The sequence below is a fragment of the Halorubrum sp. B52 genome, assembly GCF_059752555.1.
This window is the reverse complement of sequence record NZ_MWTG01000018.1, coordinates 338,549-356,698: the sequence shown is the minus strand read 5'-3', so window position 1 is coordinate 356,698 and position 18,150 is coordinate 338,549. Positions and strand designations below refer to the sequence as shown.

Sequence of the window (18,150 nt, the reverse complement as noted above, 5' to 3'; positions counted from 1 at the left end):
GACACCCTTCGTCCGTGCGTCCAGAACTATTAATACTGTAGTTCGAGTAACGACCGATGATGGTAGGTATATGAATCTGAGAGAGTCCTTCGCTAGGACAGTCCGCTGTTATCCCAACAAACCCGCACTCATCACTGAGGACGGCCAAACAGCCACATATGCCGAGTTCGACGATAGAAGTACGCAGCTAGCAAACGCTCTTCGGGACCGCGTTGGGGCGGAACGATGTGCGGTACTCTCGCTCAATGAGATCCCTGCCGTCGAGTCGATGATAGCTGGGGACAAGCGTGGCGTTGGGACCGTGCAACTTCCCTACCGTGCCACCATCAACGAGCTCGATCAGATGGTCCAGACAGCCGAAGCGCAGGTGCTGATATTCGACGATGCCAATGCCGACACAGCTTTGAGTTTATTCGACCGCGATGCGGTCGAGGTAGCTATCCATGCCGGTGAACGAGAGATCGATTGCGACGAGGTCGTGTCTTACGAGGACGTCCTAGCGTCAGCGGCGGCTGACCCTTTGCCAGAACAAGCTATTGGTGACGAGTCTGGAGTCTTCTATACGAGCGGGACGACGAGTACGCCCAAAGCAGTCAAATTCGACCAGGACCAACTCTGGTACGGGGCGATTCAGGGTGTGATGGAACACGGAATCGACGAGACCGACATCGCACTCTGTACGACTCCGTGGTATCATATGGTGACGACCGACGCCTGGCTCTATCCACACTTCATCTCCGGGGCAACTATCGTCCTGCACTCTTCATTTGATCCCGCAGAGGCATTGAACCTCATCGAAGTTCACGACGTTACAGGATTATTGGCGGTTCCGACACAGCTAGAGGAACTCAATAGCCTTCAACGGGAGAGCGAGTTCAATGTTGACTCGCTCTCGTACATTCGGACAGCCGGTGCGACAGTCACTGGAGAAGTCGTCGAAGAGACGACATCGGTTCTGTGCGAACACCTGTACAACAGCTACGGAATGACGGAAGCCGGACCAGATCTGACCTTTGCGCATCCAAACGCACAGGCTGATCATTCAGGCACTATCGGGAAAGAATCATTTTCGTGGGAAGTACGCATCGTCGAGACTGCTCCCCTCGACGAAGATCCCGATCCCGAAGCGACCGTCGACGCCGGTGATCGTGGTGAAATTATCGCGCATGGTCCTGGAATGTCTGAGGGGTACATCGACAATCCGGCAGCCGAAGCGAAATCGTACTTCGACGGGTGGCTACGTACTCGGGACGTGGCAACCATCGACGAGGACGGGTATCTTTACATTCTCGACCGCGTCGACAACATGATCGTCACCGGCGGTGAGAACGTCTATCCGGCCGAAGTCGAGCGTACACTCGAACGCCATCCCGATGTCGACGAGGCATATGTGTTCGGCCTTGACGACGACCAGTGGGGGCAGCTCGTAGCGGCTGTCGTAGTCGTGAATGCCGATCTCTCACCGGATGATCTCGACGTGTTCTGCCGGGAAGCTCGCTCACTAGCGGATTTCAAGCGGCCTCGAGAGTACGCGATTCGTAACGACCCGCTTCCACGGACCGATACAGGGACCATTGTTCAGAGCGCCCTCATAGATGAGCACTTCCCGGAACACTAGCAGAGCGAAGGTCGCTACGTTCTCTACTGTTCAACTTTGCTTGCCATCGACTCGGGAAGTACGAGATGAGCAACCAGATGAGGTCGACAGTATCGGTCTGGATTCCGGCTTTGTAGATGGGGAACAATACGTTTTTAGGGTTTCCGACGTGAGTTACACCTATGGCAGAGTTCGAGAATCCCTACGCTGATGAAGACCCATTCGTCAAAGCACACTTCGATTGCTTGCAGTGTGACGGGAAGCTTTGGGAGTACGCGCTCCAGGGTCAGATGGTCTGTGAAGACTGTCGCTCGATCTTCCCGTCTGCCGATGTCTTCGACGCACAAGCCAATTGACCTCCTCGACGGCTTCAAGCGGTTAGCGTCCGTGGGTCTAGACGAACTGTAGGATGCGGAACTGAGCCAAACAGTCGATACCACGCACAACTTCAGGCGGGGGTCAGATAAGGATTGAAAGGTGAGGCGGTGCGTTTTCAAAGTGATCTATGCCCGAAAACGACTGCCTCAGCGGCTGTTTAGACGAGATCAACTTAGAGTTTGTGGAGCGAGAAACAACACCGCGGCTGTTGATGAAGTTCAGTATTCAGCTTCATTTATTCGGACTATCGCTTTCGAATACTGTTTCGTTTCTTGAGGTATTTGGTGTTGATCGGGTTCGATCTACCGTTCACAGCTGGTTCACAAAGCCGATCTACAGCCGGAAACTGACCGAAGCCCCAATCACGTGGCGGTTGATGAGACTGTGATTCAACTGGACGATGAACAGTATTGGCTGTATGCCGCCGTCGATCTCGACTCAAACGATTTACTCCCCACAAAGCTTGAACCGACAAGAACGAACGTGATCGCAGATCAGTTTTTCGCAAAACTCCGCGACAAACACGACGTGGATGACGCGATCTTTCTCGTTGATGGTGCGGTTCCACTCCATCGAGCCTGTGACAAATATGGCCTCGATTTCAGATACGAACGACATGGAAATCGGAACAGCGTCGAACATGTCTTTTATAAAATAAAACATAGGACTACCAGTTTGTCAAATTTTTTCAGCAACACTGAATCAGAAACTGCTTACGAGTGGCTCAGATCGTTCAGATTCGCATGGAATCAGCTTATCTGAACACTACCCGCCGAGCGCAAAAACTTAACCAACAGAGCGGAAGGAATTCATCAGTCTGTTGGTTAACTGAGTGAGGACGAGGATTCGCTCTCGAGAACGTCGATGAGTTCTTCTGCCGTTCGACTAATCCGGCCGAGGCGCTCGCGAACGACCTCGGGATCGTCCGACTCCCACGCAGCGAGGTGGAACGCCGACCCGCTGGTGTCCAACCCACAGTAGCGCCCGACAACGTACGCGACGGCTTCGGCCTCCACTTCGCGTTTCGCCCGCTCGGTGTCGTCGACGTCGAAGTGGAGCAGAGCGTGGGCGTACTCGTGAATCAGCGTCCGCGCGAGGTCGGCCTCGTTCTCACGATCACGCACCTCGACGAGCGGCTGGACGTCGACGAGGCTCAGCTGTTCGCAGATGCCCTTCGCCTCGCCGTGGGTCCAGTCTTCGTCGGGAACGATCCGCACCGTCACGCCGAGGTCGTCAGCGGCGCCAGTCAACTGTTCGACGAGGTCGCCGGCGTGCCCGGTCGCTTCCGTGTCCAGGTCGGGAAGCGGCTCGCCTTCGGTCTGGGAGACGTCGAACACCGGCGCGGGCTTGAACCCGACCAGCCCCTCGGACCACTCCTCGGCGGCGTCTCGTCGTACTCACAGTCGCTGTCCTCGTGATAGCTCGGCGAGTTCTCACACTCCGGGCACTGCTTGGAGATGATAGGTGCCCAGATCCAGATGGCCGACTCACCCTCCGTGACGTGGCGGTCGAACTCCTCCTGCCACGTCCGGTAGCCCGCCACCCGGCTCGCCTCGGGACACTGCCGCTTGATGAGGAGCGTGTTCCGGTAGGAATAGTCGTGGAATCGACTCTGGACGTCAAGCCACTCCTGGAACTCTTCGCTGGCCTGCGCGTCGTCGACGCCGGCGACGAGGTCGTCGATCCACTGTTCGATGGTACTGTTCATCTCGTCTGATCGCGTGTCGGTCTGGTCGAAGGAGACCGACGAATCACTGGTCGTAGCCATTGTGTTCACCGAATCAAGTTCACGGCGACTGCGTCTGTTTAGACCGCGCCGCACCCCTCAGGGGCGTTCAAAAAACCGCTCTGTCGGTCAGCGGAGCTCGTGGCGTTCGTCTGCAAAGCCGACCGTGACGAGGTACTCGAGGAACTCGTCGAACCGCTCGACGTCACTGGGGGTGTCGGTCGCAAGGTGACGTGCCCACTCGATGGCCCATTGGAAGGCGGGATCCGTGCCGCCCTTGCCGTGAATGTACCACCACCGGGCCGCCTTGAGAACCACTATGGGATTCGTCGGCGGCTGCTCACCGGCGAGCCCACGGGTGATGGATTCGATTTCGTCGGGGACGTCGGCGGGATCGACCTCCGCTGATTGCGTGTTGTCGATATCGACCGGGATCTCGTCGATCGAGACGTTGTTGGGACTCTGTTGTTGACTCATTGAAGGTCACCTCTGAGGGTTCTCGAAGGAGCCCTCGCCCTCTCTGGGGGCACGAAAAACAGGTCGCGAAGTCACGCCGGCGGCAGGTAGACGCGCTGCTCACTGGCGTGATTTTTGAACTAGATTGGTTCCGTTGGAATCCTCAGAAGTGACCGTTTCTATTGCGTTGGGTTAGTACAGAGGACTCACACACTGACGTAGAACAACGGATCTGCCCGTCTTATCCCAAGACCGTCGTGCGAGATACAGCGGCTGAAGTCAGCACGACGGCTTCGCTTACTTCCCGCCGAATCGGATGAACCATCCGTTCGTTGAACGTGCCGACCTATGGCGAACACGCCCGTTCTCCTTGGGGTCGTGAAGTCGGTCGGGTAGCACATGCGTATATGCCATTAGAGGGTTAATACCAATAATGCGGTAACACACGTCCTACAGTTGGACTATGCAGAGACTCGAGTGCCTCGTAGACGGATGTAGCGCCACCATTGAAGCTGAGACTGAAGAAGAGGTCATGGCTCAAGCGGAAGAACACGCGAAAAGTTCACACCCCGAACTTGAACTGGACGACGAGACCGTGGAAAAAATCAGATCAAGTATTATACAGGTCTGAGAGTAGGAACCGTACCGATCGGAGCATCGGCCTCCTGTATTTGGGAACCCTTCGGTCCCGACTCCAATCTCACCATCGAGACCTTCTATGAGTTGGCTGAGACGCTCGGCGTCTGATTGCACTGAGTGATCAACCCCGTTTCGCCGGCATCTCTCTGGCTGTCTCGGGCTCGCCGTCCGCGACCTCGTTCGGCTCGGAGACGCCAAAACGTCTGAAATCGCCGGCGGACTCGAGGACGACAACGTACAGGTACGCTACGTCTGTGCAACGGCGCTGGGAATTCTGCGAGCCCAGAGCGAGGTGGAGTCGCTCGACCGGGTGGTCCGCGAAGATCCTGACCCACTTGCACGATCGCAGGCGATCGTCGCCTTGGGGCAAATCGGTGCCACCCAGTCACTGGACTTGCTCCGCGACCGGCACGCGAACGACGACTCGAAAGACGTCCGTCATCAAGCCGAACTTTCGATCGACCGCATCGAAAAGGGCGCCGTCGCCGAACCCGAGCTGGAGGCCGCTTATCGAAATCTCGACGAGGACACGTTCGAACAGCTGGCAGTCGATGAGGCTGCGCCGTCATTCGTACTGCCGGATACTGACGGACGGACATGGGACTTGGAGGACTCGATTGGAGACGAGTGGACGGTCCTGATTTGGGTGTTCGCTGACTGGTGTCCAGTTTGTCACCGCGAGTTCGACGAACTGATCGAGCTTCGTGAGGAACTGCAGGCGGCGGATATCAACGTGGCGACGATCGAATGTCACGGCCAGTATCGCGGTCGCGTGATGGTCGGTCGGGAACTTGAGCCGGAGTACTGGTTCGCTGAGGAGTCGTTCATCGAGTCGTACGCCGAGGAGATTTGGTGGCCACACCTCCTCGATCGAGCAGGGACTGTCGGCGCGAAATACGGCGTCGATCCGATGGCGTACGCCGTCCACGCCGAGTATATCAATCGACCTGCGACGATTATTCTCGATCCGACTGGGACTGTTCGCTTCGCCTATTACGGGACGTTCTGGGGCGACCGGCCGTCTATCGAAGAGACGGTAGAAATGATCCAATCGGAGGAGTTCGAGTTCGAACATCAGGAACGGCGATAGCCTCCGATTCAACAACGGCCGTGCTGAAGGAGCGCGTGGTTGTGTCTCGACTATTGCCGCGGAGTGGAGGGAATCGCTCAGGAGGTCGTGAGCGCGAACAGGGTGAGATTGTGGACAGCGGGAACGAGACCGGCACCAGCGGCGATGACATGTAGGCTCACTGACTCTCGGCCTAGCTGGTCGCTGTTTGTGTCGAGAGCGGCTAAGACGAGTATGGCGGCCGTTATTTTCACGAAAAGAAAGAGCACGGCGCCGGATGGACCGACGCCGTCTCCAAACTGAATGATTGCCGCGGAGATCGGGTTCCATTCGATCGTCCCGAGGCGCTCGAGTCCGATTCCCGTGGTCGTCGCGTCGAGAACGTGCGCAAAGAGGACCCCACTACCGAGCCACCCATGAGTGGATAGCTGTCGATTCTGAAGCGCTCGCAGGACGAGTCTAGTGATACCGATTGCCATCACGATTGCAGCCGCGTTCCAGACGAAAACATCCAACTGGAGCCCATCAGCTGTGAAGAGACTCACTCCCCCGACGACGCTAGCCGTGAGGACACCGCTGACGGCCGTCCACTGCGAAATCTCGTGTATATCGGCGGCATCCAGTATCACCCACAACCCTGAGACGAGCCCCCCGACCACGAGGTACACCGTCGGACTCAGAAAGAATCCAGCGGCTAGGCCCGACATGGGTACCGACCGTCCGATAGCGACCGCGACACCGATGACTGCGAACCACGGAAGTGTCGCCGCAATCTCCGACGCAGTCACAGTAACGTGGCGGCGACGGAGACCCCAAGCCATCGCGGCGAGCAAAAGACCTGCCAGAGCGAATCCGACGATTGAGCCGCTCATTGTAGTGGTGTCAAAGAACGGCGTGTGGAGGAATACCATTCCCGACGGCCTTCTGAAACCACCTCAGGCGTACGTGTTCTCGAGATGGGCGACGATGTCGTCGCTCTCTGCCAGCCCCTCGATTCCGTGTTCAGGGTCGACGAGCACCGGCACCCCGGACTGACCGCTCACCGATTTCACATCGAATCGGAGAAACCGAAAGGGGAGTACGTTATGCGCCTCGTATTCCAGATCTAATTCATCGAGCTGGTTTTCGACCTTCGCACAGTACGGGCAGCCGGGAAGCCGGTAGAGTTCCAACATTAGGTCTTGGTAAAGACTGAGCGCAGTCATCTTAAACAGTCTTCGCGGATGTGAAACGAGTTCGCACGAACGCTCGGGCTGTTAGAACAAACAGCTCAGAACGGGAGTGTTCGATATTTGTTTTGGAGACCACTACTCGATACAACAGCTCATCTTCGATGTATCCCTACGGAACGCTTGACAAGCCTGTTTGAACGCTTCACTGAACGTCGGGAACGGGTGAACGGTATCGATGATGTCGTCGACGGTGAGGCCGAACTTCACCGCCAGCACCGCTTCCATGATCATGTCGGCGGCATGGGGGCCGACCATGTGGACGCCGACAATCTCGTCGGTCTTGTGGTGCTTGACGACTTGCACGAGACCATCCGTGTCTTTGACGGTTTTCGCCCGTGGTACATCCTCCATCTGAACAGTCCGGCACGAACAAGTCCCGTGCTCATCCGTGTACTCCAGCTCGGTTGTGCCGACTGCGGCGACCTCCGGGCTGGTGAAAACAACTGCGGGGACTGCGTCATAGTCGATACTGACACCCTCGTCACTGAACGCGTTCCTGACGGCGTGATTGCCCTCCTTGGCAGCAACTGTCTCGAGTTCGGGCTCGCCGATCACGTCGCCCGCCGCGTAGACGTGAGAATTCGTCGTCTGGAAGTGCTCGTCGACGTGGATCGTTCCATTGTTGTCCGTTTCCACCCCTACTAATTCAAGACCGATCCCGTCGCTGTTGGGCTGGACGCCGGTCGCGACGAACAGCGCGTCGCCGGTGATCGTTCGTTCGGTGCTGTCGACGGTCGTTTCGACGGCGACGCCTGCCTGTATCGCTTCGGCTCCACCGTCGGCTGCTGACGTACGGACGCGCTGGAAGTCGTTGCCAGTAATTACTTCGATGCCTTCCTCCTCGAACGCGCGCTGCATCTCACGCCCGAGTTGTCCTTCCATCCCGGAGAGGACGTGATCGGAGCGCTGGAGAATCGTCACGTCGACGCCGACGTGGTGGAGGATTTGGCCCCACTCCAGCGCGATGTACCCGCCGCCAAGCATTACGATACTCTCGGGGAGATCGCGCTCTTCGAGGATCGTCTCGCTCGTGTAGTAGTCGACGTCATCAGACTGCGTCTGATGGGCTGACGAGCGAAGCTCGTCAACGTCGTCGAGGCCATCGATGGGCGGTGCCCACGGTGAGCTTCCGGTCGCGACGAGCGCCTTTTTTCCAGTGATGCGTGCGCCCTCGTCGGCGCCGTCGACAACCTCAATGCTCGTGTCGTCGACCAGCTGGCCGTACCCCTCGTAGACGTCGGCCTCGAAGTGCTCGGCAACATCGATGTAGTTCTCCTGCCGGAACCGTTCGACGAGCTCGTTGGTGCCGTCGAGGGCGTCGGCCCAGTCGATGGTCGGATCCTCGGGGTATCGAACGGCGTCAAAGGGATTCTCCGACACCGAAGCACCGTTCTCGGCGACGGCGAGTAGATGCTTACTCGGGACACAGCCGACGTTCACACAGGTCCCGCCGATCGGCAGGCCGGTGTTCACTATCGCCGTCGAGAGGTCTCGACGACTCGCTTCGGTGATCGCAGCGAATGCTGCGGCCCCACCGCCGAGAATCACGAGGTCGTATTGGAAGTCGCTAGTCACGTGTACGCTTACTTTACAACAGGAAGCGTTTATACTTCGAAGTCCAAAGCTATGGAGTAAGTTGGAGGCTACAAAGCTATGGCAGATACCACCTCAGAAGCTCCCGCCTGTGATGTTGACGGCACGTGCTACTGTCCGCTCACGGGTGTTATTGGCACACTGAGTCAAAAATACGCGATGCAGCTCGTCAGTATCATCGGGGCTCACGACTCGCTTCGATTCGTGGAGATCGAAGCGCACCTTCCGACGGCGAGCACCTCGACCATCTCGAAACGACTCGACGAATTCGAGGAGGCTGGACTCGTCTCTCGAACACAGTATAATGAGGTTCCGCCCCGCGTGGAGTACGCGCTCACCGAGGACGGTAACGAGCTACGGACGCGGCTCGAACCGCTTCTGGAGTGGGCGGCGTCGACGGAGTGATCACCTGCGCGTCCGTCGTCGTCTCGACGCGGCGGCGAGGACTCGCCTCCGTGTGGTTAGCCGAGACTGCCAGCGTCAGTCGCGGTTTTTGCCTGTGTGTGTCTATCACACGAACGCTCGAAGATTAAGACGTTCGTCTGGCTATTTCCACGTGTAATGCCGGACGAAACCACCATCTCGGCGCGGTCGGCACCCCCGGAACTTCTCGACCTCTCGCCCAGCGCCAAACTGGTCGCGAAGACCCTCGAGTATGAGGGCGAGAGCACGCAGTCGGCCCTCGCCGAGTCGACGCTCCTCCCCCCGCGGACCGTCCGTTACGCGCTCGATCAGCTCGAAGAGGCCGCGTTGGTCTCGTCGCGAATCTCGTTCGCCGACGCCCGGAAGCGGATCTACTCGCTCGAACTGGAACCGTGAGCGATTCGGTCGCGCTCTATTTACAATCGGTTTCGCAGTCATAGGTCCTGCTGTACACCCAGTATCCGCTCTCGGACGGGGGTGTCAACACCGCGAGTTCGAGCGACACTCGGAGGTCGTCCCCGGCGTCGTGCGTCTCGACGAACTGCCAAGCGCCGCCCGGTTCCTCGAGGCCGACGCGATACTGCCAGATGTCGACGCCTCGATCGTCGACGTAGATCGCGTAGGAGTCGAGGACAGCGGTGTCGCGGTTCGGATTCGGCTGGGTCGTGTCTGTGGCCATATTCTGTAGTATCTCATTAAAGATCAATATACATGCCGCGGGTAGTCACGAGACGGGCACGTTCGCCGTGAATTTATTATGGTCGACATTGTATTCCGTCCGTTCGTAGCGGGACATACGGCCCCGCGTCAGCGGTCGATACCGGTGACCTCGAACCGAGCCCCGCCGTTTGTAGATTCACCGACCTCGATCTCCCAACTGTGGGCCTCTACGATCTCGGCGACGATGGCCAGCCCGAACCCGGTCCCGTCTCCTGTCGTCGTGTGACCCCACTCGAAGACGCCGTCCCCGTCGTCCATGGGGATGCCCGCACCGTCGTCCGCGACGTAGAAGCCTCTCCGGTCCGCTCCGTCGAGCGCTCCGACCCGGACGGTCACCGACGACCCGCCGTGGTCGCGGGCGTTCTCGAAGAGGTTCACGAGCAGTTCGTGGAGTCGGTCTCGGTCGGCCCGGAGCGTCGTCGACGATTCGACCTCAAGGGTCGCCGGCGCCATGTCACAGTCGCCCCAGACGGTCCGCGCGATAGCCACCAAATCGATCTCGGTTCGCTCGTGAACCAATTCGCCCTCGCGGGTGAGTTGAAGAAGTTCCGAGAGCATCTCCTCCATGCGGTCGGCGGCGTCTTCGATCGCGTCGAAATGCTTGGAATCACCGGCCTGTCTGGCGAGCTCCGCGTGCCCCTGAATCACTGAGAGAGGGTTGCGGAGGTCGTGCGAGACGATGGCGGCGAACCGGTCGAGCCGTTCGACCTTCTCCTCTAACTGCCGGCGGTTTCGGACGCGTTCGGACACGTCCCGGAGCATCGCGACCATCTGCTTCGGTTCGGCGTCCGCCGCGGCATCGGCTTCGTCTGCCGGCTCCAGCGCCGCTCCGGATACCTCCGTCGGGACCTCGTCTCCGTCTTTCGTCAGGCACGTCAGGTCGTCGGTGAAGCCGGTTCCTTCCGTTTTGACCTGCGAAATAAACTCCTCGCGAACCCGGCCGATGTCGTCCGGATGGATCTCCTCGGGATCTATCGAAAGGAGTTCTTCGCGGGAGTAACCCAACAGTTCGCACGCCCGCGGATTGATGTCGACGAACGATTTGGTCTCGAAGTCGACGATCATGACGGCATCGTTGTTGTGCTCGAAGAACTTCCGGTACCGCTCCCCGACCGACGACCGGCGATTGTCGACTCTCGACTCGGCGGTGCCCTCCCGTCCCTCCGTCGGTTCCTCACACATGGATTAGTGTCCTCTCGGCGCGCGGGAGCGAATCCGGCCGTTCGACGCGGCCCTCGCGTTTGCCTCGTCTACCGTTTCCTCTCCTCGATCGCTGAAATGCGCATCAGTCGCCCGGATCGCCCGACGCTCGACCGATCGGGCCGCGCTCCCGAACGCCCACCCGGACGAATCCCAGCGGGTTGTCCCGCTCACTCCGCAATGTTCTGGAACGCCGCCTCGACGATCTTGCTCAGCGTCGGGTGGGCGTGGATCGCGCCGGCGACTTCGTCGACGGTGAGCCCCGAACGCATCGCGAGTACCGCCTCGTGGAGCAGCGTCGAGGCCTCGTAGCCGAGCGCGTGCGCACCGAGAATCTCGCCGTCCGGCGCGGCGAGCACCTTCACGAACCCGTCGTCGAGCTTCTTCGCGCGCCCCATCGCGGAATCGGCGTACGCTGCCCGGCCGACCGCGTACTCGACGTCCGCCTCCGCGAGCACCTCCTCGGTGGCCCCGACGCCGGTGACCTGCGGCTCGGTGAATATCGCGTGCGGCATCGCGGAGAGGTCGACCGACCGCCCCTCGCCGCGGACGACGTTCGCGACTGTATACTCGGTCTCGTAGTCGCCGGAGTGTTTGAATTGGGCGTTGCCGGCGACGTCGCCCTGCGCCCAGACGTTCTCTGCGGTCGTACGGAGGCGTTCGTCGGTCTCGACGAACCCGTTCCCGTCGACCGCGACGCCCGCCGCGTCGAGGCCGAGGTCGTCGCTGTTCGGCCGTCGTCCCAGCGCCACGAGGACCTCGTCACCGTCGACGGTCAGAGCCTCGCCGGCCTCCGTCTCCGCGTGGACCGCGTACCCGCGTCGGTCTCCTCGATGATCGCCCCGTGGCGGCCGCGCTCGGGATCGTCGTATCTGTTCGCGGTCAAGAGGACGTTCGCACCGTCGTCGCGCGGCACGCTGAGGATCGCGTCCTTGTCGCTCGGTACCGACGGCGCGTTCGACTCGACTGGCATGGTCGGTGAACGATTATCTAGTTGATAAGATCGTGGCGGAAATTTATCTGTGTTACCAACCGACACGATAGAGGGGGGTTCTCGCGGTCGGTGACCTGTCGGTAACCCGCTTACCGCGCGGTTCGGGAACCGATATACCGTCGGGAATCCTCCAATCACGTATGTCATCCGACGCGGCTTCCGGCGACGGCGCACAGGCGGGCGGAATCATCCACGTAGAAAGCGCGGCGTCCTTCGAGGAGACGATCGCGGAGAACGACCAGGTCGTCGTCGACTACTTCGCGGATTGGTGTGGCCCCTGCAAGCAGCAAACGCCCATCCTCGAGGAGTTGTCCGGGACGATCGATGCCCCGGTGCTCGGCGTCGACACCGACGAGCACAACGGACTCGCTGCCGAGGGGGGCGTCCGGTCGATCCCCACGATCGCGATCTACCGCGGCGGCGAGGAGGTTGAGCGGTTCGTCGGCGTCACGGGCGCCGACAAGATTCGGGCGGCGCTGGAGTGAGGACGGGGAGCGCTGAGACGGTCCGACGGCCTCCGGACCGCGGCGGCCGTCGACGCGTCTTCCTGTTTCACTCCGTCTCCGCCGAACGTCTTAGCCCGTAAACTGTTCCAGCGGCCGCATTTCATTCGGATCTGAGTTGCTGAGCGCCGGACACGGAAGACACCGGACCGGCATTGCCGGACGGCAATTAAGGGATCCGGAGGCTTACGCGCTCTCGTCCCGTAGGTCGGTACGTACCGCCGGGGACAGAGCGGTCCCCGCGACACCGATCGCAGTCGCGACGTTCAGGTAGAGCGTCGGCCGGGAGAACCCGACGACGACCTCCACGACCACCCAGACGAGGAGCGCCAGCGCGACACCGATCGCTCCCGGCCGCGCCCACGCTCGCCGCGTGTAGAGGCCGTAACAGACGATCGATGACACCAGACCGAACACCAGAAACAACGCGAAACCGGGAAGGAGGAAGTTCTCGATCGGTGCGTTGTCGAGCGGCCCGGTCGGCAGTCCCACGAGTTCGCCGGACGGGGCCACGAGTAGCGCTGTGCCACCGGCGAGCGCGCGAACCGATAGCTGTCCAAGCAGCAGAAGTAGGAGCCAGAACGAGATCGGACGGCCACGGACACTCATCGTTCGGGCTAGGGCCGCCTCGTACACGAAAGTTAGCAATTCTTTGAGCACCGACCAGCTTGCGCCGGGAATGAGATCAGTCCGGGTGTGCGACTGAGGCGCACGCGCATGGTGGTTACTTATAGTAACTACCCGTCTTCATTCGTATGGACGAGAGCACAGACTACACGAATAGAGACGACGGAACCGACGACTGTACGACGACGGCGTCGTTCGACGACCACGGCATCGACGATGGGTCAGAACTGATCCGGCGAACCTACTACCGGCTGGTCGCCGACGGCTGGGACAGCTTCGAGCCGGCCGAGCGCTTCCTCGACCGTCTCGCGGACGCGTTCACGCGATCGTATCTCACCGCGACCGACGCGTACGAGCTCCCGCCGCACGTCGAGGCCGCCGTCGACGACGCCCGCGCCTGGGTCGGTATCGAGTTCGTGGACGAACCCGGCGCCGATTTGCGCGGAACGGTGATCCCGGCGTTCTACCGGCACGCCGCCGGGTTCCACTGTGCGTACCGGGACTGAAGAGGCGATCCGCTCGCGGCGGCGCGACCTCACCGAATCGCCGTTTCGGGCGCCCCCGCGCGGTGCGCCGGGACCGCGTGTGTGTCACCGCCGCAGTAGCCGGCTAGGTTTATGTATTGACGAGGTGCATGCGTGAGTATGACTGACACACTAGAGTGTCCGGAGTGCGGGGCGAGCATCGACTCGACCGACGACCTCGAAACGGAGGGCGAAGTCGCCGAGATCGAACCGGAGGACGATGGTTCGTTCCAGCTCTACGAGAACCACGACCTGTTCCTCTGTAAGAACTGTCGGAAGCCGCTCGGCGTCTCCCGGCCGTCAGAGTAGCGGTATCACGCGACGGCGTGAGGGAGGGGGCGGGCGCGTTGCCGCCGATCCTCACGGCACCTCTCCGTCCATCGAGCCGCGATACCAGCGCCCCGTCTCGGCCCCGCATTCGACGCACTCGGCGACGACGGCGTCGTCCTCGTCCGGCGCGGTGCGCAGGTCGGTGTCTGTCTCGGCGTCGCACGCCGCGCAGTACCGGAGCTTCTCTTGGGTCCCGTACTCCAGCGGGGCGCCGAGCGTGAGCGCGCGGACCGGCTCTTCGCCGCGGTTCCAGCCGCGCTGGAACTCGTCGCGGCCGAACCGCACGATCTCGTTTTCTCCCACCTTGACCGGCCCCTCCTCGGTCTCGAACGTCGCGGTGCCGGAGATGACGTAGAACGCCTCCTCTTGGATCTCGTGGCTGTGGTAGGCGAACGCGAAGCTGTCGCCCGGTTCGAGCTCGTAGTAGTTCACAGCCATGTCGGTGAGCCCGAGCGCGTCGGTGAGCGGTCGCATCACCGCGGCCGGTTGGAGCGAGTTCTCCACGTCGTCGACGCGGACGCGTTTCATACCCGGCAGTGCGCGGCCAGTCGAATAAGCGACGCGGCGCTGTGCGGCGGCGGTCCCAACCCGCGGACGACCGAGTTATGTCTGGCGAGCGCCAGTCGCCGACGTGAACGTCCGACGAGTCCTACCCCGAGACGCGATCCCGAGCGTCGACGAGCCTCGGTTTAGCGGCGCGTACGACGGGGACCCCGAAGACGCGGTCGTGGCCGTAACAGCCGCCGATCCGCCGCGCGCGTATCCGGTGCGGTACCTCCAGTTCCACGAGATCGTGAACGACAACCTCGGCAACGATGACGGCGGCGACCCGATCGCCGTCACGTGGTGTCCGCTCTGCGGAAGCGCGGTCGTGTACGACCGGAGCCACGCGGGGCGGACGCTCGAGTTCGGCGTGTCCGGGAAGCTCGCGGACGACGATCTCGTGATGTACGATCGAGAGACCGGAAGCGAGTGGAAGCAGTCCACCGGCGAGTGCATCGCCGGTGCGTTCGAGGGCGAATCGCTCGCTGTCCGCCCAGCGGCCGTGTTATCCGCCCGGGAGTCCCGCGAGTCGTACCCGGACGGCGTCGTCCTCGACCCGCCGGGAGGAGAGAGCGAGGCCGCGAGCGACGGCGACGAGCCCGCCCCGATCGACTACGCCGAGTTACCGTACGAGGCGTACGCCTCGAGCGAAGGGTTCGGTCTCGCGGCGCACCGCGGCGCGGCCGACACTCGGGAGTGGCACGGACCCGCGGACCTCGACCCAAAAACCGTCGTTGTCGGCGTCGAGTTCGACGGGGACGCGGTCGGCTTCGCGTTTTCCCGGGCCCGAGAGGCCGGCGGCGTCGCGCGGGCGACGGTCGGCCACCGGGACGTCGTCGCCTTCGCGACGGACGGCGGTATCCACGCGTACGCGGACCCCGGTCACGACTTCGAGACGACCGACGCCGGCGTCGTCGGCGACGGGACGACGTGGAACCCTCACACGGGCGCCGCGGCGGACGGACGCCGGCTCGACCGGGTGGCGGCGCGACGACTCTACGCGTTCACCTGGCTGGACGACCACGGTCCAGACGCGTTCCACCGATCCGACTCGCTCGACTGAGTCGCCGGTCTTCGCCGAGCCGGCGCTCTCGGTCGGGTCCGCGGCCACCGCCGACGTTCTGCCACGCCCACACCCCCGTACTCGACCCCGGTGAGGTCGGCGACGTCGCGCACGTCCTCGTCAGGATCTTCGCCGCGCTCGCGGCCATCGTCCGAACGCGGGCGCTGATGCCGCACCGACTGGCGTACAAGATGGCGGACGAATAGGTCCCTACCGTACGCTCCTCGCATCACCTCGTCGACAGCGGGACGGTGAACTCGTCGCCGAACGGGTTGCTGTACTCGATGTCGAGGCGGTCGTACACCGACGAGGGAATCGAGAGATCGACGAGTCGAAGCTTGCCGCCGACCGTCGCGATCCCGGTTTTTGGGAGCGCGAGCGTAACCGTGAGGTCCGGTTCGACCGCGACTCCCGGCCTCTCTCCCGTCGTCGCGTTCGTGCCTGAGGGGACATCAAGCGACACGGTCGCTTCCGACGCGCCGCCGCTGGCCTCGATCAATTTCGCCGTGTCGCCGCGGGGCTGGCCCGTCAGTCCGTAGCCGATCAGCGCGTCGATGACGACACCCTCGAGCGCCGCGTCGATGTCGAGGTCGGAGTCGCCGTCGACCGATTCGACCGACACATCCATCGCTTCCAGTATCGAGAGCTGTTCCGCGGTGACGCCGTCGACTTCGGCCCGGGCTCGGTCGAGAACAACTCGGACGGGGAGGTCCCGATTCACAAGATGGCGAGCACATGCCAGCCCGCCGCCGCCGTTCCCGCCGTTGCCGGCGAGGACCGTGACGGGGAGTTCGCTCCGGCTGCTCGATCGGACCTCAAGAACGGCCTCAGCGAGCCCTCGACCGGCGTGTTCCATCATCCGGGGTAAATCAAGACCGACCTCCTCGACTGCAACGCGGTCGACCGCCCGCATCTCTGCGGCTGTGACCGCCGTCACGGGGTGACCGTCCGGATCGACGAACGTAGACGTGTCCATGCGTGGCTGTTCGAAACGGATGTCAAAAAACGGTGATCGTCCGCGAGGCGGTGAGGCCCCTTCGGCGGCTTAGAACGTGATGATCTCGTAGTCGTCGTCGACGAGCGAGCGGATGCTCGGGTGACCGTCGTGGTCGTCGAGCGTGACGAGGCCGGCGTCGGAGACGGCGTCCTCGACGCCGAACGCGCCGGAACAGAAGTCACAGACCGCGGCGTCGTCACGAACCGCTTGGTAGAGTTCGTGGTAATCGCTCTCCTCGTCCTCCAACTCCGGGATCCACTGGGTCCCGGCGCCGTCGAAGATCAGTTCCAGCTCGTCGTCGTCGTTCTCGGCGAACTCCTTCGCTGCTTCGAGCGCGTTCGCGAGGCGACCGTAGTCCGAGTGCGATTCGTTGCCGGCGAGAATCACGATTGCTGCTTTTGCCATCGTGTTCGCTTATAAAACACACACGTACAAAACCCGTCCGCGGGTGTGTGTTCGGAATACCTTCTCGGCACGCGATAGCGTGTCAGGTTCGTCGGAGCGCATTACGAGAAGTCCTCGGCGTCGAACGACCGCGGCTCGGGTCCTTGGTCGACGAACCGTACCGACCCGTCATCGATGGCAACGAGGGCCGCCACCCCGCCGTAGCCGTGCGTCTGGTCGTGACCGCGGACGACGACCCGGATGACGTCGTCGGGAATCGCGACCGTCTCTGACCGCGTGAACGGCTGCTCGGAGTGAGCGTGGAGCAGCTCCCGCCGACCGAGCCGTGTCCCGTCGAGTCGCTCGACCTGCCACCAGTTCGCGTAGCCCTCCTCGCCGTCGTCGTCGTGGTGGAGCGTCACGTCGAACGCGTAGCCGCCGTCCGTCGCCTCGAACGCGACGTCGACGACGTTCGCCTCTCGGAGGTCGAGGTCGTCGGCAGCGGGTGGTTCCGATTCGGTTCCGTTGGCGTCGGTGTCGGCTTCGGTACCGGTGTCGCTCTCGGCGCAGCCGGCCAGCGCCACCAGTACGCCGCCGCTCCCGAGATCGACTAACAGTCGACGCCGAGAGAGGTGACCGCAGTCGTTCATAAGAGGAGTTCGGTGGGAAGCGACAAAACCGCTCGGCCGACCCGGAAATCGCCGTGTTCGGCCGCGGAGTAGCTGTGACGCCTAGCCGTGATGATGATGCCCGTGGTCGTGACCACCACCGCGAGAGAACTGGCCCGAGAAGGCCCGATCGACGACCTCGCAGAGCGCGGGGTGGATGTGTACCGCGTCGCGGATGTCCGCGACGGTCCCCGAGCCGGCGGTCATCGCGACGACGACCTCCTCGATCAGGTTCGACGCCTCGGGCCCGATGATGTGACACCCCTCGATGTTTCCGTCGAGGTCGATGAGGACCTTCACGAAGCCGTCGGCGTGCATCGCGCTCCCGCGGGCGGTCTCGTCGTACGCGTAGGTGCGGGTGGCGTACTCCGCGTCGGCCGCCCGGAGGTCCTGCTCGCGCGCACCGACACCGGCGACTTCCGGCGACGCGAACACCGCGAACGGCATCGCCGAGTAGTCGACGGGTTCCGGCTCGTCGCCGAGG

The 18,150-nt window shown here is 61.9% G+C and carries 24 protein-coding genes and 2 pseudogenes; 11 read left to right on the top strand and 15 right to left on the bottom strand.

Annotation, left to right across the window (positions count from 1 at the left end; translation table 11 throughout):
• Window positions 1-70: 70 nt before the first annotated feature.
• The 3 genes and pseudogenes from B4V04_RS18845 to B4V04_RS18835 all read left to right on the top strand — a co-directional run bounded on the left by B4V04_RS18845 (window position 71) and on the right by B4V04_RS18835 (window position 2,737).
• Complete coding sequence (locus tag B4V04_RS18845; protein WP_498233172.1) at window positions 71-1,618, top strand: class I adenylate-forming enzyme family protein; 1,548 nt, start codon at window positions 71-73, stop codon at window positions 1,616-1,618.
• A gap of 161 nt (window positions 1,619-1,779) precedes the next feature.
• Entirely contained in the window at window positions 1,780-1,953 is a 174-nt protein-coding gene (locus B4V04_RS18840) for a hypothetical protein (RefSeq protein ID WP_498233171.1), read from the top strand.
• A gap of 149 nt (window positions 1,954-2,102) precedes the next feature.
• Window positions 2,103-2,737, top strand: a pseudogene (locus tag B4V04_RS18835) (IS6 family transposase).
• Window positions 2,738-2,799: 62 nt separating this feature from the next.
• On the opposite strand, the pseudogene B4V04_RS18830 reads toward B4V04_RS18835, so the two are convergent.
• Together B4V04_RS18830 and B4V04_RS18825 are read right to left on the bottom strand one after the other, a co-directional pair.
• Window positions 2,800-3,743, bottom strand: a pseudogene (locus tag B4V04_RS18830) (ArdC-like ssDNA-binding domain-containing protein).
• Between the two features lie 87 nt (window positions 3,744-3,830).
• Window positions 3,831-4,178: a DUF8013 domain-containing protein gene (locus B4V04_RS18825; RefSeq protein ID WP_498233170.1), complete on the bottom strand. Its 348-nt coding sequence runs from the start codon at window positions 4,176-4,178 to the stop codon at window positions 3,831-3,833.
• A gap of 442 nt (window positions 4,179-4,620) precedes the next feature.
• Here B4V04_RS18825 and B4V04_RS18820 point away from each other — a divergent pair, with 442 nt between their 5' ends.
• Window positions 4,621-4,788, top strand: coding sequence for a DUF1059 domain-containing protein (locus tag B4V04_RS18820; protein ID WP_008006094.1), 168 nt, complete (start codon window positions 4,621-4,623; stop codon window positions 4,786-4,788).
• Between the two features lie 216 nt (window positions 4,789-5,004).
• Window positions 5,005-5,886: a redoxin domain-containing protein gene (locus tag B4V04_RS18815; protein ID WP_498233377.1), complete on the top strand. Its 882-nt coding sequence runs from the start codon at window positions 5,005-5,007 to the stop codon at window positions 5,884-5,886.
• Window positions 5,887-5,963: 77 nt separating this feature from the next.
• Here B4V04_RS18815 and B4V04_RS18810 read toward each other — a convergent pair whose 3' ends face one another.
• From B4V04_RS18810 to merA, 3 genes are all read right to left on the bottom strand, one after another.
• A complete protein-coding gene (locus B4V04_RS18810; RefSeq protein ID WP_498233169.1) occupies window positions 5,964-6,776 on the bottom strand; it encodes a DUF63 family protein in 813 nt (270 codons plus the stop codon).
• Window positions 6,777-6,800: 24 nt separating this feature from the next.
• Window positions 6,801-7,040 (bottom strand): glutathione S-transferase N-terminal domain-containing protein, encoded by a 240-nt coding sequence (locus tag B4V04_RS18805; protein ID WP_498233376.1) that lies wholly within the window; start codon window positions 7,038-7,040, stop codon window positions 6,801-6,803.
• Window positions 7,041-7,172: 132 nt separating this feature from the next.
• Window positions 7,173-8,672, bottom strand: a complete 1,500-nt coding sequence (gene merA, locus B4V04_RS18800) for a mercury(II) reductase (protein ID WP_498233168.1) — start codon at window positions 8,670-8,672, stop codon at window positions 7,173-7,175.
• Window positions 8,673-8,750: 78 nt separating this feature from the next.
• Between merA and B4V04_RS18795 the strand changes: the two genes are divergently transcribed.
• Window positions 8,751-9,095, top strand: coding sequence for a winged helix-turn-helix transcriptional regulator (locus B4V04_RS18795; protein WP_498233167.1), 345 nt, complete (start codon window positions 8,751-8,753; stop codon window positions 9,093-9,095).
• 156 nt (window positions 9,096-9,251) lie between these two features.
• A complete protein-coding gene (locus tag B4V04_RS18790; RefSeq protein WP_498233166.1) occupies window positions 9,252-9,509 on the top strand; it encodes a winged helix DNA-binding protein in 258 nt (85 codons plus the stop codon).
• Window positions 9,510-9,525: 16 nt separating this feature from the next.
• On the opposite strand, the gene B4V04_RS18785 is transcribed toward B4V04_RS18790, so the two are convergent.
• From B4V04_RS18785 to B4V04_RS18770, 4 genes are all read right to left on the bottom strand, one after another.
• A complete protein-coding gene (locus tag B4V04_RS18785) occupies window positions 9,526-9,792 on the bottom strand; it encodes a hypothetical protein (RefSeq protein WP_498233165.1) in 267 nt (88 codons plus the stop codon).
• 128 nt (window positions 9,793-9,920) lie between these two features.
• Entirely contained in the window at window positions 9,921-11,015 is a 1,095-nt protein-coding gene (locus tag B4V04_RS18780) for an ATP-binding protein (protein ID WP_498233164.1), read from the bottom strand.
• Between the two features lie 188 nt (window positions 11,016-11,203).
• Window positions 11,204-11,785: an oxidoreductase dimerization domain-containing protein gene (locus B4V04_RS18775; protein ID WP_498233163.1), complete on the bottom strand. Its 582-nt coding sequence runs from the start codon at window positions 11,783-11,785 to the stop codon at window positions 11,204-11,206.
• A gap of 23 nt (window positions 11,786-11,808) precedes the next feature.
• Entirely contained in the window at window positions 11,809-12,006 is a 198-nt protein-coding gene (locus B4V04_RS18770; protein ID WP_498233162.1) for a hypothetical protein, read from the bottom strand.
• Window positions 12,007-12,167: 161 nt separating this feature from the next.
• Between B4V04_RS18770 and B4V04_RS18765 the strand changes: the two genes are divergently transcribed.
• Window positions 12,168-12,512 carry a thioredoxin family protein gene (locus B4V04_RS18765; protein WP_498233161.1) on the top strand — a complete coding sequence of 115 codons (345 nt, stop codon included), beginning with the start codon at window positions 12,168-12,170 and terminating at the stop codon, window positions 12,510-12,512.
• Between the two features lie 204 nt (window positions 12,513-12,716).
• Here the strand turns inward: B4V04_RS18765 and B4V04_RS18760 are convergent, their stop codons facing one another.
• Window positions 12,717-13,166: a DUF2127 domain-containing protein gene (locus tag B4V04_RS18760; protein ID WP_498233160.1), complete on the bottom strand. Its 450-nt coding sequence runs from the start codon at window positions 13,164-13,166 to the stop codon at window positions 12,717-12,719.
• Window positions 13,167-13,285: 119 nt separating this feature from the next.
• Here B4V04_RS18760 and B4V04_RS18755 point away from each other — a divergent pair, with 119 nt between their 5' ends.
• On the top strand, window positions 13,286-13,663 hold the full coding sequence (locus B4V04_RS18755) for a hypothetical protein (protein ID WP_498233159.1): 378 nt from the start codon (window positions 13,286-13,288) through the stop codon (window positions 13,661-13,663).
• 138 nt (window positions 13,664-13,801) lie between these two features.
• On the top strand, window positions 13,802-13,990 hold the full coding sequence (locus B4V04_RS18750) for a hypothetical protein (RefSeq protein ID WP_498233158.1): 189 nt from the start codon (window positions 13,802-13,804) through the stop codon (window positions 13,988-13,990).
• A 51-nt stretch (window positions 13,991-14,041) separates the two neighbouring features.
• Here the strand turns inward: B4V04_RS18750 and B4V04_RS18745 are convergent, their stop codons facing one another.
• A complete protein-coding gene (locus B4V04_RS18745; protein ID WP_498233157.1) occupies window positions 14,042-14,539 on the bottom strand; it encodes a cupin domain-containing protein in 498 nt (165 codons plus the stop codon).
• Window positions 14,540-14,642: 103 nt separating this feature from the next.
• Between B4V04_RS18745 and B4V04_RS18740 the strand changes: the two genes are divergently transcribed.
• The gene (locus B4V04_RS18740; protein ID WP_498233156.1) at window positions 14,643-15,617 is read left to right on the top strand and encodes a DUF3179 domain-containing protein; all 975 of its coding nucleotides are present in this window, start codon (window positions 14,643-14,645) and stop codon (window positions 15,615-15,617) included.
• A gap of 229 nt (window positions 15,618-15,846) precedes the next feature.
• On the opposite strand, the gene B4V04_RS18735 is transcribed toward B4V04_RS18740, so the two are convergent.
• From B4V04_RS18735 to B4V04_RS18720, 4 genes are all read right to left on the bottom strand, one after another.
• Window positions 15,847-16,593: an NAD(P)H-hydrate epimerase gene (locus tag B4V04_RS18735; RefSeq protein WP_498233155.1), complete on the bottom strand. Its 747-nt coding sequence runs from the start codon at window positions 16,591-16,593 to the stop codon at window positions 15,847-15,849.
• A gap of 69 nt (window positions 16,594-16,662) precedes the next feature.
• Complete coding sequence (locus B4V04_RS18730) at window positions 16,663-17,019, bottom strand: DsrE family protein (protein ID WP_498233154.1); 357 nt, start codon at window positions 17,017-17,019, stop codon at window positions 16,663-16,665.
• 101 nt (window positions 17,020-17,120) lie between these two features.
• A complete protein-coding gene (locus B4V04_RS18725; protein WP_498233153.1) occupies window positions 17,121-17,648 on the bottom strand; it encodes a hypothetical protein in 528 nt (175 codons plus the stop codon).
• A gap of 81 nt (window positions 17,649-17,729) precedes the next feature.
• The coding region (locus B4V04_RS18720; RefSeq protein WP_498233152.1) for an oxidoreductase dimerization domain-containing protein at window positions 17,730-18,150 on the bottom strand (421 nt) is incomplete at its 5' end.

Excerpts from the sequence above, each read along its gene's own strand:
- B4V04_RS18845 (WP_498233172.1), top strand. The coding sequence starts at position 71 with ATGAATCTGAGAGAGTCCTTCGCTAGGACAGTCCGCTGTTATCCCAAC.
- B4V04_RS18840 (WP_498233171.1), top strand. The coding sequence starts at position 1,780 with ATGGCAGAGTTCGAGAATCCCTACGCTGATGAAGACCCATTCGTCAAA.
- B4V04_RS18825 (WP_498233170.1), bottom strand. The coding sequence starts at position 4,178 with ATGAGTCAACAACAGAGTCCCAACAACGTCTCGATCGACGAGATCCCG.
- B4V04_RS18820 (WP_008006094.1), top strand. The coding sequence starts at position 4,621 with ATGCAGAGACTCGAGTGCCTCGTAGACGGATGTAGCGCCACCATTGAA.
- B4V04_RS18810 (WP_498233169.1), bottom strand. The coding sequence starts at position 6,776 with ATGGTATTCCTCCACACGCCGTTCTTTGACACCACTACAATGAGCGGC.
- B4V04_RS18805 (WP_498233376.1), bottom strand. The coding sequence starts at position 7,040 with ATGTTGGAACTCTACCGGCTTCCCGGCTGCCCGTACTGTGCGAAGGTC.
- B4V04_RS18795 (WP_498233167.1), top strand. The coding sequence starts at position 8,751 with ATGGCAGATACCACCTCAGAAGCTCCCGCCTGTGATGTTGACGGCACG.
- B4V04_RS18790 (WP_498233166.1), top strand. The coding sequence starts at position 9,252 with ATGCCGGACGAAACCACCATCTCGGCGCGGTCGGCACCCCCGGAACTT.
- B4V04_RS18785 (WP_498233165.1), bottom strand. The coding sequence starts at position 9,792 with ATGGCCACAGACACGACCCAGCCGAATCCGAACCGCGACACCGCTGTC.
- B4V04_RS18780 (WP_498233164.1), bottom strand. The coding sequence starts at position 11,015 with ATGTGTGAGGAACCGACGGAGGGACGGGAGGGCACCGCCGAGTCGAGA.
- B4V04_RS18770 (WP_498233162.1), bottom strand. The coding sequence starts at position 12,006 with ATGCCAGTCGAGTCGAACGCGCCGTCGGTACCGAGCGACAAGGACGCG.
- B4V04_RS18765 (WP_498233161.1), top strand. The coding sequence starts at position 12,168 with ATGTCATCCGACGCGGCTTCCGGCGACGGCGCACAGGCGGGCGGAATC.
- B4V04_RS18755 (WP_498233159.1), top strand. The coding sequence starts at position 13,286 with ATGGACGAGAGCACAGACTACACGAATAGAGACGACGGAACCGACGAC.
- B4V04_RS18750 (WP_498233158.1), top strand. The coding sequence starts at position 13,802 with ATGACTGACACACTAGAGTGTCCGGAGTGCGGGGCGAGCATCGACTCG.
- B4V04_RS18745 (WP_498233157.1), bottom strand. The coding sequence starts at position 14,539 with ATGAAACGCGTCCGCGTCGACGACGTGGAGAACTCGCTCCAACCGGCC.
- B4V04_RS18735 (WP_498233155.1), bottom strand. The coding sequence starts at position 16,593 with ATGGACACGTCTACGTTCGTCGATCCGGACGGTCACCCCGTGACGGCG.
- B4V04_RS18730 (WP_498233154.1), bottom strand. The coding sequence starts at position 17,019 with ATGGCAAAAGCAGCAATCGTGATTCTCGCCGGCAACGAATCGCACTCG.
- B4V04_RS18725 (WP_498233153.1), bottom strand. The coding sequence starts at position 17,648 with ATGAACGACTGCGGTCACCTCTCTCGGCGTCGACTGTTAGTCGATCTC.